Below are 15,891 nucleotides of genomic sequence, written 5' to 3'. Positions count from 1 at the left end.
GGTACTAAAACTCTTTCAGCAGTAGAAACATTTCGGCTGCATGCCAGGCGTGTGGAAACGCCAGTTTCTGCTTGACCAGTTCGCGGTCGAGTACGGTTTCACCGGGGTAATGCGCATCAATGTCCCGTTGTTGCCAACTGAGCGGGTAATCAATTGTGCCTACCATCCCACGTTTTGCCGAATTGGAGGTCTGTCCATAAAAATGGTCCTCGGCCCAGCCAAAAAATGGATTATTGGCGAAATTATCATCGGGCTGTTTTTCGTCGGCAGATCTGGCTGGTACGTACTCCTGCTTATAGTCGAGCCAGAAAACAGAGGAATAGCTATCGTACTGCTGGGGAATGCTATACGGATCAGGAAGAGCAAGCGATTTTAGGCCGTATTTGAGCCATTTGGTCTGATAAACAGGATGTTCGACGTTGTCAGTTTTGCCCAGGATGCCGTCCCCTTTCTGAAAACGCCTGGCTGAATCCAGCACGACCGGCACTACTGGATGGCTCTTGTCAGCTACTAACGATACCAAGAACAGCACCTCGCCCAGATTATCAACTTCCCGCTGATTGTTTTGATCAAATGGGTCGCGAATGGCCATGATCCAGTCGCGAATCAGGGGTAGATTGTCGGTTGCTTTCAGTACCATTGCCATCATCGCAGCATCCCGATACCAGGGTTTGATATAGACTAGAAAATTCGGTACGGGTCGCCCATTAACTACATTGATCAGCACTTCCTGATGCAGTACGCGTAAGACGGGTCCATATGGATGCGAGGCAAAAAGGGGTAAATTTATGGGGCTTCGCGTACCGGGAATCAGGCGTGGCCGTTTTCCTGACTGAAGAATCCAAACCCCCGTTTCGTCTTCCCGAATCTGAATAATCTGTCCGTCTGTTAAGGATAGCTGAACCAGATATTCGGACGGAACAATAACCTCCTCCTTCACCCGCCATTGCTCTTCTATGTTGCCCGTTAGCGCGTTCAATAATCGCCCGTTACGATAAATGAGCTTTAGCCGATCGCCCATCCCAAACAAAAAAAACTTCAGATCAGGGAGTTTATGGTAGTTGGTATACGCTTTCCGAAGCCGTGTCAAGTTCTCCCGGTACATCTGTAAAGCTCCAGCCGGATCGGGGTGTAAACCAGGCGGAATGGGCTTCTGAGCAAATGCCGGAATAATCAATAACAGGAGCAGACAAAGCCGGAATGCAGGCATACGGATAGGGTAAAAAATAGGTTTACGGTTTTTCAGTTTACGGTAGACTGGCGCATGATATGATTCGTAAACGCGTCAGCTTACTATAAACTGAACACTGTAAACCATTATTTAGTAGTCAATTTGTCGCTATAAACGAGTAGGTCGCCCATATGGATGAGGTGATCTTTATCTGGATTTAGGACTGTAATCCGCACGGTATGTTTTCCTTTGGGCAATTGGTACTTCCAGAACAATTCATGTCGGCGATGGGTAAAATCGGTAGGTAGTTTCGCCGTTTCTACTTTCTGACCGTCGATGTACAGCTCGGTGTCGAACACAAACGGACTGGTGGACTCCCAAGAGCTTTTAGCTTTGGGTTTAGCCTCCCCTTTAAGGACAAAGCCAATTCCATCAAAATCGAAGCTGTATTCATTACTGATCTCTTTGTTGATGCCTTTTGCCAGCACTGGATAATGGCCTGGAAACGATTGCTCCAGCCGAACCGCTTTAGGAGTTTGGGTGACAATGGTAATCTGATCACCAGCTACGTTGCCGCCGTTTCGCCCGATAACCTGCAAGGCATGTTTCAGGCTCATGGCATACACATCGTTCAGCGACATGGTTGTGTATTTGAAGTCAATATCTTCGGCTTCTTTCAATCCTTGTTTCCAGTAGGCTGGAATCTTATCATAACCGAGTATGGTACCCAGAATACCACCCGCCGAGGCTGGGTTGCAGTCGGAGTCCTGCCCTGCCCGCGTGCTGATTTGCATCGTTTTGGTGAAATCGCCTTTGCCATAGAGTAATCCCAGTACAATGTAGGCAGAGTTGATTTTTGCATCGATGTCGAACGAACGGAACACGCCATCCGGGCAACCTACCTCGTCGGACCATTTCCGCTGAATTTCGAACCAGTTCCGTTTCCAGTCGTTGGGGAACTGCTGATGCCATTTGATTACATCGGAAATGCACTGATGGAATGTACTTTGGACCGGAATCACTTTCAGAGCCTCGTTGACCACATAGTTTACATCACTGGATACAAACGCCAGCGCATACATAGCCCCCACGTAAGCACCACCATACCAGCCATCGCCGTAGTTCATAATATGGCCAATCGGATCGCCGATCTGAACGGCTGTGTTTGGCATTCCCGGAGCCATCAGCCCCGAAAAATCCGCTTCAATCTGAAAATCAATGTCATCGGCATGCGGATTGTTCAGCCAATGCCCCGACTCAGGGGCTTTCATGCCGTTCAGGATATTGTATCGACCCGCCTGGTTAGCGTGCCAGAGCATATAATCGGCATGGGCATAGGCGTTGGCGTGTTCGGCAACGGGGGCCTCGATTCCTTTTTTCTCGAAAACATCGACAAAGGTCAAATCCATGTAGAGGTCGTCGTACAGGCCAGGATTTTCGATCATGGTTTTTTTGATGTACCCATCATACCAGGGAATAGGCTGATAGTCGTTGATCATGGTACCTGTAAACCGGAATTCGGTAGGGCCACCAAACGTGCAACCGATGACCTGTCCGGCCCAACCGCCTTTTATCTTGTTCTGAAGAGCGGTTTTCGTCAGGGTTACCGTCGCTGCCTTTCCAGCTTTGGGTAGAGGAGTTGATGGGGTAAAGGTCGGCAGGAAGGCCAGAAGGGATAATAGAACAGTTTTCATAAAAGGCTCAGCAATACGTATGAATAATGGGTAATAGCTACTGAACTAGGCTTAGATTGGAAAGCCATTATTCAGCATCTATTACCCATTACCCCTGCCGGATAATGCATTATCCGGTGGTCGTTGCTTACGCCAGTTCGGTTCGAACGCGTTCGAGCAGTGTTTTGGTGGCTTTGATACCATCGGCGACTGGCAGATAACCCGCCGTTGGGTTGTACATATTCATCAGCCCACCTTCGTATTCAATGCCTACATAGCCTTTGAACCCGGCATCTTTGATAATTTTGAACATACGCCGGAAATCGGTTTCGGTTTCGTTGCCACTAGCGTCGAACTTATGCGTTTTGGCGCTGATGCCTTTGGCGTAGGGCATCATTTTCTTTACGCCCTCGTATCGATCATATTCCTGGAGGCATTTGGTGGCCATAATGCCCTTAATATCGTTGGTTTCAGGTTTACTGCGTTGGCGGCAGAAGTTACCAAAATCCGGTAGCAAACCGGCGTTGGGCATATTCACTGCTTTCAGAACACCTACCAGCCAGTCGATATCGGTAGAGTTGCCGAAGTGATTTTCGACAATAACGTTCATGTTTTGTTTGGCAGCATATTCGAGTAGTTTGTGATACCCGTCGGCAGCCGATTTGGCCGCTTCTTCGGCTGGATCGTCGGGTACACCCGTAATGGCTTTCGACGAATCGCCCAGGTTGACCCGAATCGCTGTGCATCCCAGGAACTTAGCCGCATCGACCCAGGTATAGTGATCTTCAACAGCTTTTTGCCGCTTGGCCGCATCCAGATCGGCAATGTTCGCCCCGTCTACCATAATCAGATTATTTTTCATGCCGAGGTCATCGCAACGTTGCTTGAGGTCTTTCAAATAAGCCTGATCGGTATGTTTGTTGTTAAAAAACATCGACACATATTCCAGTACGTTAATACCAAAGTCTTTTTTTGCTCGGGCCGGAAAATCGAGATTGGTCATTTTGCCCGACATGATTTCGGGAAAGAAGGAGAACTCGGCCAGCGACATCTCGAAGGAGAACTTTTTAAAGGCCATATTGGCAAACGTTTCGGTTGGTAAAGCCGATGAAAGACTGGCTCCGGCGGCTGCCATGCCAAGTTGACTTAAAAATTGACGACGAGTTTGAGACATGAGGGATACGATCAGATCAGTTGACGACAGAACAGCATGCGAAAAGTGCTACCAACCGATACGCTAACAAACGAAGAAAAGTCGTATCATAGCGGAAGCGTCATTTGAACACAATGATACGTATTTTTGCTTAATGTGTATCAAGTACACATTATATTTACTTGTAGATTTTCTTTATGGAATACAAAAAGGAGCTACAGCGGCTACTGGACGATATCAAAACCCATCATCTACCATCGGTATCTATCGACTGTGTTATCTTTGGCTTTCATCTAGGACAGCTTAAAGTGCTGTTGCTACGCTGGAAAAATACAGATGACTGGTGCTTGCCGGGAGGCCGTATTCGTAAGGATGAAAACATGGATGCAGCAGCTCACCGAAGTTTGCGCGAACGAACCGGACTCCATGAGATTTTTTTACAGCAGTTTTACACCTTTGGCGACATAAACCGATACCGCCATTATAGTCAGAGTGAAACACTGGCAAAGCTAGGCCTGCCCGAAGACGTTGCGAAAGCGGTTGTCAGCCGGGATATTTCGGTCGGCTACTATGCGCTGGTCGAATTTGCGAATGTGGTTCCTACCCCCGATTTATTTACCGACGAATGCCGATGGTGGGACGTTCAGCAGGTTCCGGCGCTCCTGTTCGATCATAACGAGATGATTACCCTGGCGTTGAAAACGCTCCGCCGACAATTAAGCTATCAACCCATCGGCTATAATCTGTTGCCCGATAAGTTTACTATGCCCGACTTGCAGCAGCTCTATGAAACTATTCTGGGTGAATCGATGGATCGGCGGAATTTTCAGAAACGTATGCTTGGCTACGATATTCTGGAGCGGCTGGACGAACGGAAAACGGGCGGAGCGCATAAAGCTCCTTATCTGTATCGGTTCGATAAAGTGAAATACGAAAAAGCCCTGGAAAGTGAGTCGTTGTTCACGACATAGGTCGCAAGCGGGCTAATCGTTACAAACAGCCTCTCAATTCGTCTGAATGTTGTACTTTTGGCCCTCGCAACTGGCGGCCCGATGTTTTTTGCAAACCTTACACCAGTTGCATGGTTAACATAGCCGTAACACTACCGCGCCGTATGAACACGAAAATTCGTTTAGCCCTCGATCGGACGCCCAATACCAACCACACCGGCTTTTATGTGGCCTTTGCGAAAGGAGCTTACGAGCAGGCTGGGCTTGATGTAACGTTTATCTCGCCCGATCAGGAAAATTATCAGATAGCGCCCTCCCGCCGAGTTGCCCAAAACGACGCCCATCTGGCCATTACGCCTTCCGAAAGTGTAATAAGTTACCAGACCAATGGTGTTCCCCTGATTGCGGTAGCCACCATACTGGCGCGCGATGTGAGTGCCATTATGACCCTGAAAGAAAGTGGTATCGAGCATCCGCGTGAACTGGACGGCAAAGTTTATGCGTCGTATGGAGCGCGGTATGAGGAAGATATTATTCGCCAATTAATTCAGAATGACGATGGGCGGGGCCAATTCGTGGCCCATAAATCACCGTGGGCGAATATCTGGCGGGCGCTGGTAACCCGCGAAGTCGATGCGGCCTGGTGCTGGCTGACCTGGGAGGGTGTGAAAGCGGATATTGATGGTATTGACCTGAATCAGTTCCTGTTCGACGAGTACGAGATTCCTTACGGTTATAATCCTGTGTTAACGGCTCATCAGGACTGGGCCGAGCAGAATGCCGACGCATTACATCGATTTCTGGAAGCTACAACGGCTGGCTTCCGGTTTGCCATGAAAAACCCCGATGAGGCCGCTCGTATCCTGATCAAAACGGCGAATCATCCTACTTTGACAAATCGCAATTTTATAGAGCAAAGCCAGCAAATGGTTTCGGGCTATTACCTGGATGGCGAAGGGCACTGGGGTTTTATGCACCGAACTATCTGGTTATCGTTCGTTAACTGGATGATCCGTAACCGTATGCTTACCGACGCTAAAGGCGAACTCATTCAGCGGATGGATGTTGACGCTCTGTTTACGAATAAATTTTTAGAAGGTATTCCGGCGGGGATTCGGCTGTAGACTACTATTTTTTCACGAGTTCACTTAAGGTAGTTGCTAATTCATCGGGCGATAGATCACGTGCAATAATCCGCTTATTCTGGTCGAAAAATACGTTGTCAGGAGTTCGTTTAACTTGAGTAGACACTTTCGATTCGCCTACACCATTATCAATGACTGCCAACCAGGGTAATTTCTCTTTTTGGAGCAGCTCTTTAGGTACTTGCTGGCCATAACCGCTATAAACCGTAAGGATTTCCAGACCCGCAGGCTGATAAGCCTTGTAAATCTTCTTTAGCCTTCCAGGTCTTTGCGGGCATGAAAGCATGTGAGCGTCTGAAAGTCGATCAGTATGAATTTACGGGTTAGCTTATAAAGCGTAACGGGGTTTTCTGATAAGTCTGGCAACGTAAAGTCAGTAGCTATTTTCCCGGATTATCAACCTCCAATCGTAGCCATCGACTCGGTTACGGTCACTCGTTGGTTTTCGGCTTCGAAACCGTTGCGGGGGCGATGCGCAAATGCCTGTAGAAAGGCGGCAGTTAGCTCTTCGTCGGTTGCACCAGTACGAAGCATGGCCCGAACATCCAGCACACCATTGTCGTAGAGGCAGGTTTTCAGTGTACCCTGTGCTGTCAGACGAATTCGGTTGCAGGTGCCACAAAACGTCCTACTGAAGGCAGCAATCACGCCAATCGTGCCCTGATGCCCCGGAATCTGATAATTGGCCGACGTGGAAAATGGCGGGTCCGGCAATTTTTCGATGTCGGGAAAGTGCTCGCGGATTTCATGGATGATTCGCTGATGCGTCCAGTTAAGAACCGGGTAATGACTACCTTCCCCATTGAATGGCATCTCTTCAATAAATCGGACATCAACGGGTAGTCGACGGGTAAGCTCGGTCAGCGGAATGAGGTCTTCAATGTTCTGACCATCCATAACCACTGCATTGATTTTCGTTTGAATGCCTGACTCCAGAAGCGCGTCGAGTGTCTTCAGGACAGCGGGTAATTCGTCGCGACGGGTAATTGTTCGAAAGCGTTCGCGATCGAGGGTATCCAGGCTTAAATTCACTGACCGCACGCCGAGAGCTGCCATGGCTGCAACATGGGGAGCCGTAAGCACACCATTGGTGGTTAGTGAAAGATCGGTTAATCCATCAATAGCGGCCAGCCGATGCAGAAACGGCATCAAACCCGCTCGAACAAAAGGCTCTCCGCCCGTAATTCGCACTTTCTGAACCCCCAACTGGGCCAGTATACGGACCAGCCGCTCCATTTCTTCGTAAGTAAGTACCTGATGCTTGGGCAAGTACTTGATCCCTTCTTCGGGCATGCAGTAAAAACACCGCAGGTTGCAGCGATCGGTTACGGCCAGTCGAAGGTACGTAATGGGGCGATTGTGGTTGTCGTAAATCATGCGTAGAGGACTAACACAAAAATACCGATTTTGATTGCATATCCGAAAGCCATTACCCCCGTGGCATGGCGGCCCGGCCCAAATAGATCTCATCCCCTTTCAGGGTGAGTGTGGTATAAAACCGATACCCATTGTCAACATAACGCACCATCACCTGACTGGTCTGGTCGGGTCGGGCGTAGGCTTTTGTAGCCGCTATCAGAATCTGATTCCCGTTGACAATAGCCCGAACAAAGGGTAAGTTACGGGTTTTGAGTTGGTTGGCATTGTATTTATACCAGGTCCGACCCCCATCGTAGGAACACTCCGTAGCTTCGTTCAGATACGTTTCGCGTCCGTTGAACAGGTCACTATGATGTTTGAACAACCGCCACAGGCCATGCACATAATGTTCATAGCAGGCATAATTACGGTCGTTGCCAAGGCCAGTCTGGGAGGGGTCGCTCGGAGAGGGTTGATCGGGAATCAGGTCGGTATGATCGTCCCAGAATAAGACGCCATAGGCACCCGTAAACCAGTAAAATATTCCCATGCCTTCAGATACAGCAGGCGGAGTAGGGTGTTCGGCTTTGGCACTACCCGGAAATTCAGCATTCTGGGTGTTGAACAGCCAGTGCCAGGCAATCCGTTTTTTGGGCGATAGTTTCATATTTACCTCCTGCTCACCCAGTAAAGCGGCCAGCCAGTGTCGATCACCGTCGCTGTTGTGTTGGGCCGAATAATCCAGTTCAGGGTATAAATAATAGGTGCCGGGCATCAGAAAATCGGCGTAGTCCGAATAAGTTTTACCAATCAGATTGTCGGGTAATCCACGCTGCCGACTGGAAGCTGTGTGCCGAACGGGCATTGTCAGAAATTCATCGACTCCAGCCTGATAGTCGGACGTGCGGGAGTACCCGAAGCTATTGTGCGCTACCGGATCGATGGAGCCTACCAGCGTTTGGGGGCTGGCGTTTTCCTTTATGGTCTTTACCAGATACGTATATAAGTTTACCTGCTCCTGAAGATTTTTGATCCCGTAATTGTTCTCAATATCCAGGAAAATCAACCCATAGGTGCTTTTCCAGCCGGTAGAGGGGCAGTCGCCGAAGCCAACGCAATTGCCATTTAGTTCCAGGGCCGATTGAAAAATCGTTTGGCGATTAACTGGCGCATTGGAACGAGGGGTCGCTACTCGATAAAGCGTCTGGTCGGCTTTCCCATTGTCTTCCGACCAGCCCAGCCCAAACGAATCTCTAAAGTATCCCCGATAGAGAATATTGGCCCGCTGGCTGATCTGTAATGTACTTTTCCAGCCGCCGGGAGGATATGAATCGCCCCCCCAGATTTCCACATTTGGGATCATCCGGCTCCGTTCGACGGCTGTAAAGCCTCGTCGGAAGATCTTGGTTGGGTCCTGTTTGACATGAAGGTTGCGTCCCGCTCCGCAAAAGGTAATGGATTTGGTAGAGGGTATAGTAAAATCGCTGACGACATCCAGGCTATAATAACCTTTCCGCGTGCTGGGATTAAACCGCGAACGAGGTGTAGGCGACAGAGCCGTTTGCGGAGGCAGATTGCCAGTTAGTTGAACGCCCACGACGGGTTCGGGTACACGACTGCGAACGTACCAGACACCTGCTCCGAATAGACTGATTAAAAAGGCTAAGCTGAGAAATTTCATAATCGCTTATAACTGAACAAACGGGTTTTAACGACACTAAAGGTCGTCAATAGTTTTCTAGATTAGAACGGTAATGGACGTACAGTATTCTGTTGATGATTCTGGAATTATGCTTGTGCTAGCTTAGTCGTATTCCCTGTTGCGCCAACTCATATTTACTATCCTATATAGTCTAACAACTACCACTCTTTAATTGGCATACATTTTGGGGTAATAGGTTACGGATGTTCAACCACGTAACTTCATGCGATTTGGCCTACTTCTTTATTTACTGCTAAACAGTTGCCTTTGTTTAGCGCAGGACTGGACTTTCTATGGTTTCTTCCCGGCCATTTCGCAGTCAGGCAATTTGGGCAAGAAGTTTCAATACAATGCCTATATCTCCTCGACTATCGATGCCTTTCATCAGACAATTGCCGAGAAAGGCTATCCAGCAACGGCTTTACAATATTATTTGCAGCCTAGTCTAAACTACAAATTGTTGCCAAATGTCCAGTTGGGAGTGGGCTATGCGTATGTGAAGCATAACCTGTTTGGTCTGCACGTTAATGAGAATCGCTTGTGGGTTCAGGCGGTAGCTACGCATGATGTTCCTGCCCTGGGAAGGCTCAAATTATCGCACCGGCTACGGTACGAAGAGCGTTACCCGCTTAATATGAAGAGTAATCAATGGTCGTATGCGACCCTGTTTCGGTATCAGATTGGGGCGAATTTCCCGCTTTACGATCCGAAAATTAAGAAAACCGGGTTCTATGCATCCGCGTCCAATGAAGCGTTTCTGTGCCTGACCGGAGCCATCAATAGTCCGATCAGTTCGAAAAATGCCTTTTATGGCGAAAACTGGCTTTACGGTGGAATAGGCTACAATACCCAGAAATTTGGCAAGATCGAGATGGGGTATATGTTTCAGAATCTGATTCGGAACCCCCAGCAGGATCACCGTTACCTACATCTATTACAAGTAACGTGGGCGGCTAATTTCGATCTGTCGGAACTTGGCGTGTGGCTATATACGCCTTAAACAACGCCTTAAAAAAAAACCTGCCCTGTGGCATCAATTTTGTTTGAGATTTAGTATTATTTTTGGGAAAAATTTACTGAACGCAGTTGAAGAAAGTAGTTTCTATCGGCCTCTTTGCGCTTCTGGTGTATCACACACTAGCCTATGTGCTTGTGTTTGTAGGTACATGGTGGCAGGCAGAGCACGATTTGTCGGAACAGCTTTCGGTTTATCGTTCAGTTGATAGTATCGTTGAGTTTGAGATTCCGTTGAAAGACAGGCTCGACGCCAGCACCATTACCCGAACTACTTCCGATGGGTTTAGTTACCGTGGGCATTATTATTCGGTGGTGAGCCTGGAAATTCAGGGCGACCGGCTGCATATTGCGGCCCTGGAAACCGAGAACCGATCGATCTGGCAAAGTGATCTGCTTTCGTTTCTGAACAAGCACGTAACTGGTACTACTGAGTCGAACCGGAAGGCTAATCAACTGCTGAAATTTCTGCTGAAAGAATATTCGCCAAGCCCCCGAGCTATTTTTAGTTTTCTTGCTCCTCAATGGCGTGAATCAATTCGTATTCCCGAACATCTGTTCGTGTTAACGGCCCGCGCCCTTCCTATTCATTCGCCCCCGCCCGAAATCTGAGGGAAATTGCCAATCGTGTAGAAAGGGAATTGAGCTTGTTCAAGGTTCAACGTTTTCTGGTATCACTGGTATATAAACCCGTAGGCCGAGTTTCGTTGCACGCAAAAACGTTCTCCTATAGCTTTCATTTGGTTTCGCTGGTTCGTATAATATCCTTAAAAACGATATATGCGTCGTTTGCTGCGTGGTCTTCGCAGTCAGCCAAACCGTCGTTAGCTAATCCTGTCTCAGCACGATTGATTTTTAACTAATCCTGCGAATAGTCACGTTCGTGGCTACGGTTGGCTTATAGACTAGCCTGTACCAGCGTTCCATCCTGTCGTAGGCAGTCTTCATTAGTTTAGTCAATTTTCATTCAGACATTTTCAGGTATGAAAACGATTTCTACCCTCGTTCTGGCGGTAGCCTATATACTACTTTCTAACAGTACAACCCTGGCGCAGGGATGTGTGGCCGTTCGACACATGAGTTGTGCTGCTCCGGCAGGCTCGGCCGATTATTTTAAACAACGCAATGGCCACTGGCAAGTGTCGGCAGGTTATCGTTATTTTCGCTCGTATAAGCATTTTGTTGGCGATGTGGAGCAAACCCAACGCGTTGAACAGGGCACCAACGTCATCAATCTGTCGCACGCTATTGATCTGGGCATTACCTATATGGTCAATAACCGGTTGTCATTTTCGGCCAACCTTCCTATTCAGTACTACGATCGTTCGTCATTGTACGAACATTACGGCAATTCCGTAGCCCAAAATCCTGAGCAGAAGCGATTCCATACCGGCTCTCAGGGGATTGGTGATCTGCGTATTTCGGGCAGTTATTGGCTGGTTAACCCTGTAAAACTGCCCAAGGCAAATATTGCGGCTGGCCTGGGCGTGAAACTACCGACAGGGAACTACAGCGTAACGGATAGTTTTCACAAGCTCACTAAAGAAGGGCAGGACTATACGGTTAGTCTGCCTGTCGATCAGTCGATTCAATTGGGTGATGGTGGCGTGGGTATAAGTGTTGAACTTCAGGGGTATGCGTCCCTCAACAGCACATTAACGGCCTATGCCAATGGGTTCTATCTGTTCAATCCACGCGAAACGAACGGCGTTGTTCGGAACCCAACCGCTACCACCATCGATTTGGTTACGGGGACGTTCTCGGTAGCTGACCAATTTGCTGCCCGTGTTGGTTTAAGCCAGTCGATCAAAGCTGTACCTGGATTGGCGGTTATGCTTGGTGGACGAGTGGAAGGTGTACCAGCCATCGATGCCTTCGGGGGAAGTTCAGGTTTCCGCCGTCCGGGGTATATCGTATCGGTTGAGCCGGGCTTGTCGTATATGCGGCATAAAACATCCATAGCCGCTACCATGCCCTGGGCTGTTTACCGGAACCGGACCAAGAGCTATGCCGACCGCCTGGACCCACTGGGCCAAAAGCACGGCGATGCCGCCTTTGCCGACTATTTGGTGTCGATCAATGTATCCCGCTGGTTTTAAGCTTTCTGCCTAAGCGCTTTTAGAGGGGTCGGTATCCAGGCCGACCTCCTGTCAACTATTTTCTAATCAGTACGGAAGGTAATCCTCCAACATGAAAACAACGCTAAAAAGCTTTGCTTTAGCAGGGCTATTGGTGCCGTTTGTGGCAAAAGCACAAATGCCGCACGATGCCATTTATATGGGTAAAAAACAACTCTGCGTAGCAGGGATGTATGGGTATAGCTCCTGGAATCAATACTGGGAGAATACACTCAAACGTGAGAACTTCAATATTGGTACACATACGACCCAGAGTGTGATGGTTATGCCTGCTTACGGCATTAGTAACCGGGTCAATGTGATTCTGAGTCTACCGTACATCTGGACGAGCACCAGTGCCGGTAATCTGATGGGGCAGCATGGTATTCAGGATTTATCGGCCTGGCTGAAAATGAAGGTAGTGAAAGCCGGAGGATTTTCGCTCAATGCCATTGTTGGTGGGTCGGTTCCTATTGGAAATTATGTGCCGAGTTTTCTTCCGATGTCGATTGGGTTGCAGTGTCGCACCTTTACCGGCCGGTTGCTGGCGAGCTACAAAGAGCCTAAAACGGGGGTATATCTGACCGCACACGGAAGCTATGGCTGGCGGAGTAACATCACAATCGATCAGAACTCGTATCAGGCAGATGACCGGGTCTATAACACCAATCAGGTACAGGTTCCCAATACCTACGATGCTGCGGTTCGGCTGGGGGTTCAGCGGAAAGGCTGGCAAACGGAAGTATGGGCTGAACGTAGTGCCTGCCTGAGTGGTGATAACATTCGTCGGAACGATATGCCGTTTCCAACCAACAACATGCAGGCTACCTCCATTGGATGGTATGGTAAGGTCCAGCCGCGCAACATCGGGGTTAATGCCCGCGTCGGTTATATAGTCGATGGTATGAATGTAGGTCAGAGTACCAGCTATATGGTTGGTCTGCTGTATCAAATCAATTTCAACAAATAAGCCAAGCCGTAGCACACAATGAAAAACGCATATAAACTTATGGCTATCGGTAGTCTTGCTGCTGGGCTATCTGTTTCGATTATCTCCTGTGATAAGAGTATATCCGAACCACAGCGTGTAGGGTATACTCCCGCCAATGCCGATGAAAAAGCGGGAAGTTGGAAAACCTATGTCTTAACTGCGCCAACTGATGTGACCGTAGCGGCTCCTAAAGCTACCTCATCGGCAGCGTATCAGGCTGAACTCACCGATCTGAAATCGAAATCGGCCAGTTTAACTCAGGAGCAGCAGGAGGCTGTCGTGTATTGGGGCGCTGGAGCGGTGTATCGCTGGAACGAAATTGCCCGTGAACTGGCTGCCCGGTATAACATTCCTCCGGCCTCTACAGCAGACGGTAAATACCCCGTTCCTGATGCGGCTAATCCACTGGCCGACCCAAAATTCCCGTTTGCTAATCCACCTTATGCCGCTCGTGCACTGGCCTACCTGAGCGTTGCCCAATATGATGCGCTGGTAGCCGCCTGGAATTATAAATACCAGTTCAAGCGGTCGGCTCCGTCGAAAGTGGATGCTACGGTTCGGGTGGCATTACCTACGTCGACGATTCCTGCCTATCCGTCGGAAGATGCGGTTGTCGCGGCTGCGTCTTATGTCGTGCTGAAAGCCATGTTCCCCGGCGAAGTACCGTTTCTGGATGCCAAACTGGCTGAACATCAGAATAGCCGCTTGTGGGCTGGTATGAACGTACAGAGTGATCTGACGGCGGGTGCTGATCTGGGGAATCAGGTAGCTGCCAAAGTGATGGCGCGTGCGAAGACCGATGGCATGAGTGCATCCAACAACCAGGCACTTACGGCCGGTATGATCGAGGTTGCTAAAGCGCAGGGACTGACCGAAGTATGGGTAAGTCAGGAAAGCCCTATTCGCCCCCCCATGCTGCCAAACTATGGCGCTGTAACGCCCTGGAACTTCGATGCGGCTACGAAAGTTAAGCTTCGTCCTGGCCCACCACCCGCGTTGAATAGTGCTGAGTTTACCAAAGCGTTGGACGAGCTGAAAGCCATCAACAAAAATCAGACGCGCGAACAGGCTCGTATTGCCAATTACTGGGCTGATGGCGCCGGGACCTACACCCCTCCGGGCCACTGGCTGCGTACGGCTGCCAATGCGGCTAGCGAAGCCAAATACAGCGAGGTGCGTATGGCCCGTACGTTGGCTCTGGTTGGCACATCGCTGATGGATGCCGGTATCTGCTGCTGGGATACGAAGTATTACTACTACTATCCACGTCCTCAGCAGTTCGGTGTGAAAACATCGGTTGGTCTGCCAAACTTCCCGTCGTATACCTCCGGCCACTCGACCTTCTCGGCGGCTGCGGCTACTGTGTTGGGCAGCATCTTCCCCGATCGGGCCAGTGAGTTCTGGGCGCAGGCACAGGAAGCGTCAAACTCTCGGATTTATGGACTGATTCACTATCGTTTCGATTGCACGGTAGGGCTCGAATGCGGTAAGAACATCGGTACTTATGCCGTAAATCGTGGTAAAGCGGACGGATCGGGACTCTAATAAAACGAGCGAAAGAGCGAAATAGTGATTTAACATCATTCCGAAATCATTCAGTCATTCACTTACCACTGGCTGAGCAGTTGCCGGGTATTAGTGGGTTGCTCAAGTACCGTCTGGATACCGCCATGCCGGGAGCTTACGCAGATTTTACTGCGAGGATAGTCTACGTTAACGATTGGCAAGCGTGAACTGATTGCGGTTTCGTTCTGTATGTACAACCGCTATGTTGATGGGTTTGCCACATTGACGCCTACCGATCGGGTTGCTTATGAAGCAATGGATGAGCGTATGGGAACGCTTGGTTATCAGGTACCTAAAACAAAATAAAGGCTGACAAAATCGTCAGCCTTCAAAAACATTTAGTATAGGTTGGTTTTAGTCCCCGGTTGTTTTACGGCCGGGGTACTATTTACACTGCTAAACAAACGAAAATTATGCCATATATCCAATTGCCTGAAGGATTACCTGGAATTCGTGGGCCAATGGCGTTTAGTCCGCAAACGGCCGATCCACTCAATGCGCTGGTCAATGTGTTACTACGCGACAACGCCCATCGGCCAGACTCAGGCCTTACGGAAGGCGAACGCGAACTGATTGCTACCTATGTATCGTCGCTGAACGATTGTTTTTTTTGTCAGACCATCCACGGTGCTGTTGCGAGTCATCACCTCGGCGATGAAGACTGGAGTCTGGTTCAATCGGTTAAATGTAATCCCGAACAGGCGGCTATCAGTTCTAAGCTGAAAGCGTTACTGGCTGTAGCAGCCGCCGTGCAGCAGAGTGGCAAGGCTGTAACGCCCGACCTTATTGCAGCCGCACGCGCTGAAGGAGCCACCGACCTCGACATTCACGATACGGTACTGATTGCTGCGGCTTTCTGCATGTTCAATCGGTATGTGGATGGACTGGCTACCGAAGCGCCTAACAAACCGGATCTGTATCGCTACCGAGCTTCCCGGATAGCTGCCGGTGGCTATGCTTCGCAGGATGCCTATATGCCACCTGTCGAATCGACCTTTTCAGGAGCGGAAACGAATTAGTTAGTGAGCATAAGATAGGGTAGTAGATTGA

Annotated in this window: 14 protein-coding genes; 8 read left to right on the top strand and 6 right to left on the bottom strand. The window is 49.2% G+C overall.

From position 1 onward, the window contains the following. Positions 1 to 4 precede the first annotated feature (4 nt). From B5M13_RS26930 to B5M13_RS26920, 3 genes are all read right to left on the bottom strand, one after another. Positions 5 to 1,210: a hypothetical protein gene (locus B5M13_RS26930; protein WP_080058619.1), complete on the bottom strand. Its 1,206-nt coding sequence runs from the start codon at positions 1,208 to 1,210 to the stop codon at positions 5 to 7. 107 nt (positions 1,211 to 1,317) lie between these two features. Further along, positions 1,318 to 2,865 carry an ADP-ribosylglycohydrolase family protein gene (locus tag B5M13_RS26925; protein ID WP_080058618.1) on the bottom strand — a complete coding sequence of 516 codons (1,548 nt, stop codon included), beginning with the start codon at positions 2,863 to 2,865 and terminating at the stop codon, positions 1,318 to 1,320. Positions 2,866 to 2,992: 127 nt separating this feature from the next. Further along, positions 2,993 to 4,018 (bottom strand): sugar phosphate isomerase/epimerase family protein, encoded by a 1,026-nt coding sequence (locus tag B5M13_RS26920; RefSeq protein WP_080058617.1) that lies wholly within the window; start codon positions 4,016 to 4,018, stop codon positions 2,993 to 2,995. A 176-nt stretch (positions 4,019 to 4,194) separates the two neighbouring features. Here B5M13_RS26920 and B5M13_RS26915 point away from each other — a divergent pair, with 176 nt between their 5' ends. Both B5M13_RS26915 and B5M13_RS26910 read left to right on the top strand, forming a co-directional pair. Further along, the gene (locus B5M13_RS26915) at positions 4,195 to 4,968 is read left to right on the top strand and encodes an NUDIX hydrolase (protein WP_080058616.1); all 774 of its coding nucleotides are present in this window, start codon (positions 4,195 to 4,197) and stop codon (positions 4,966 to 4,968) included. A 143-nt stretch (positions 4,969 to 5,111) separates the two neighbouring features. Beyond that, a complete protein-coding gene (locus B5M13_RS26910; protein WP_080060095.1) occupies positions 5,112 to 6,071 on the top strand; it encodes an ABC transporter substrate-binding protein in 960 nt (319 codons plus the stop codon). Positions 6,072 to 6,075: 4 nt separating this feature from the next. Here the strand turns inward: B5M13_RS26910 and B5M13_RS26905 are convergent, their stop codons facing one another. From B5M13_RS26905 to B5M13_RS26895, 3 genes are all read right to left on the bottom strand, one after another. After that, positions 6,076 to 6,378 (bottom strand): TlpA family protein disulfide reductase, encoded by a 303-nt coding sequence (locus tag B5M13_RS26905; RefSeq protein ID WP_080058615.1) that lies wholly within the window; start codon positions 6,376 to 6,378, stop codon positions 6,076 to 6,078. Positions 6,379 to 6,488: 110 nt separating this feature from the next. After that, a complete protein-coding gene (moaA, locus tag B5M13_RS26900) occupies positions 6,489 to 7,469 on the bottom strand; it encodes a GTP 3',8-cyclase MoaA (RefSeq protein ID WP_080058614.1) in 981 nt (326 codons plus the stop codon). A 52-nt stretch (positions 7,470 to 7,521) separates the two neighbouring features. Next, positions 7,522 to 9,132, bottom strand: coding sequence for a hypothetical protein (locus B5M13_RS26895; protein ID WP_080058613.1), 1,611 nt, complete (start codon positions 9,130 to 9,132; stop codon positions 7,522 to 7,524). A 244-nt stretch (positions 9,133 to 9,376) separates the two neighbouring features. Between B5M13_RS26895 and B5M13_RS26890 the strand changes: the two genes are divergently transcribed. The 6 genes from B5M13_RS26890 to B5M13_RS26860 all read left to right on the top strand — a co-directional run bounded on the left by B5M13_RS26890 (position 9,377) and on the right by B5M13_RS26860 (position 15,860). Continuing rightward, positions 9,377 to 10,153 carry a DUF2490 domain-containing protein gene (locus B5M13_RS26890; RefSeq protein ID WP_080058612.1) on the top strand — a complete coding sequence of 259 codons (777 nt, stop codon included), beginning with the start codon at positions 9,377 to 9,379 and terminating at the stop codon, positions 10,151 to 10,153. A gap of 86 nt (positions 10,154 to 10,239) precedes the next feature. After that, positions 10,240 to 10,779, top strand: a complete 540-nt coding sequence (locus B5M13_RS26885) for a hypothetical protein (RefSeq protein ID WP_080058611.1) — start codon at positions 10,240 to 10,242, stop codon at positions 10,777 to 10,779. A 371-nt stretch (positions 10,780 to 11,150) separates the two neighbouring features. Further along, positions 11,151 to 12,266, top strand: a complete 1,116-nt coding sequence (locus tag B5M13_RS26880) for a hypothetical protein (RefSeq protein WP_080058610.1) — start codon at positions 11,151 to 11,153, stop codon at positions 12,264 to 12,266. Positions 12,267 to 12,357: 91 nt separating this feature from the next. After that, positions 12,358 to 13,254, top strand: coding sequence for a hypothetical protein (locus tag B5M13_RS26875; protein ID WP_080058609.1), 897 nt, complete (start codon positions 12,358 to 12,360; stop codon positions 13,252 to 13,254). Between the two features lie 18 nt (positions 13,255 to 13,272). Beyond that, a complete protein-coding gene (locus tag B5M13_RS26870; RefSeq protein ID WP_080058608.1) occupies positions 13,273 to 14,820 on the top strand; it encodes a phosphatase PAP2 family protein in 1,548 nt (515 codons plus the stop codon). A gap of 434 nt (positions 14,821 to 15,254) precedes the next feature. Then, positions 15,255 to 15,860: a carboxymuconolactone decarboxylase family protein gene (locus B5M13_RS26860; protein ID WP_080060094.1), complete on the top strand. Its 606-nt coding sequence runs from the start codon at positions 15,255 to 15,257 to the stop codon at positions 15,858 to 15,860. The last annotated feature ends 31 nt before the right edge of the window (positions 15,861 to 15,891 follow it).

This window comes from Spirosoma aerolatum (assembly GCF_002056795.1).
GTDB classification, from domain to species: domain Bacteria; phylum Bacteroidota; class Bacteroidia; order Cytophagales; family Spirosomataceae; genus Spirosoma; species Spirosoma aerolatum.
The sequence above is the reverse complement of the archived record's forward strand: the minus strand, read 5'-3'. Positions and strand labels throughout refer to the sequence as shown.

Excerpts from the sequence above, each read along its gene's own strand:
- B5M13_RS26930 (WP_080058619.1), bottom strand. The coding sequence starts at position 1,210 with ATGCCTGCATTCCGGCTTTGTCTGCTCCTGTTATTGATTATTCCGGCA.
- B5M13_RS26925 (WP_080058618.1), bottom strand. The coding sequence starts at position 2,865 with ATGAAAACTGTTCTATTATCCCTTCTGGCCTTCCTGCCGACCTTTACC.
- B5M13_RS26920 (WP_080058617.1), bottom strand. The coding sequence starts at position 4,018 with ATGTCTCAAACTCGTCGTCAATTTTTAAGTCAACTTGGCATGGCAGCC.
- B5M13_RS26915 (WP_080058616.1), top strand. The coding sequence starts at position 4,195 with ATGGAATACAAAAAGGAGCTACAGCGGCTACTGGACGATATCAAAACC.
- B5M13_RS26910 (WP_080060095.1), top strand. The coding sequence starts at position 5,112 with ATGAACACGAAAATTCGTTTAGCCCTCGATCGGACGCCCAATACCAAC.
- B5M13_RS26905 (WP_080058615.1), bottom strand. The coding sequence starts at position 6,378 with ATGCTTTCATGCCCGCAAAGACCTGGAAGGCTAAAGAAGATTTACAAG.
- moaA (WP_080058614.1), bottom strand. The coding sequence starts at position 7,469 with ATGATTTACGACAACCACAATCGCCCCATTACGTACCTTCGACTGGCC.
- B5M13_RS26895 (WP_080058613.1), bottom strand. The coding sequence starts at position 9,132 with ATGAAATTTCTCAGCTTAGCCTTTTTAATCAGTCTATTCGGAGCAGGT.
- B5M13_RS26890 (WP_080058612.1), top strand. The coding sequence starts at position 9,377 with ATGCGATTTGGCCTACTTCTTTATTTACTGCTAAACAGTTGCCTTTGT.
- B5M13_RS26880 (WP_080058610.1), top strand. The coding sequence starts at position 11,151 with ATGAAAACGATTTCTACCCTCGTTCTGGCGGTAGCCTATATACTACTT.
- B5M13_RS26875 (WP_080058609.1), top strand. The coding sequence starts at position 12,358 with ATGAAAACAACGCTAAAAAGCTTTGCTTTAGCAGGGCTATTGGTGCCG.
- B5M13_RS26870 (WP_080058608.1), top strand. The coding sequence starts at position 13,273 with ATGAAAAACGCATATAAACTTATGGCTATCGGTAGTCTTGCTGCTGGG.
- B5M13_RS26860 (WP_080060094.1), top strand. The coding sequence starts at position 15,255 with ATGCCATATATCCAATTGCCTGAAGGATTACCTGGAATTCGTGGGCCA.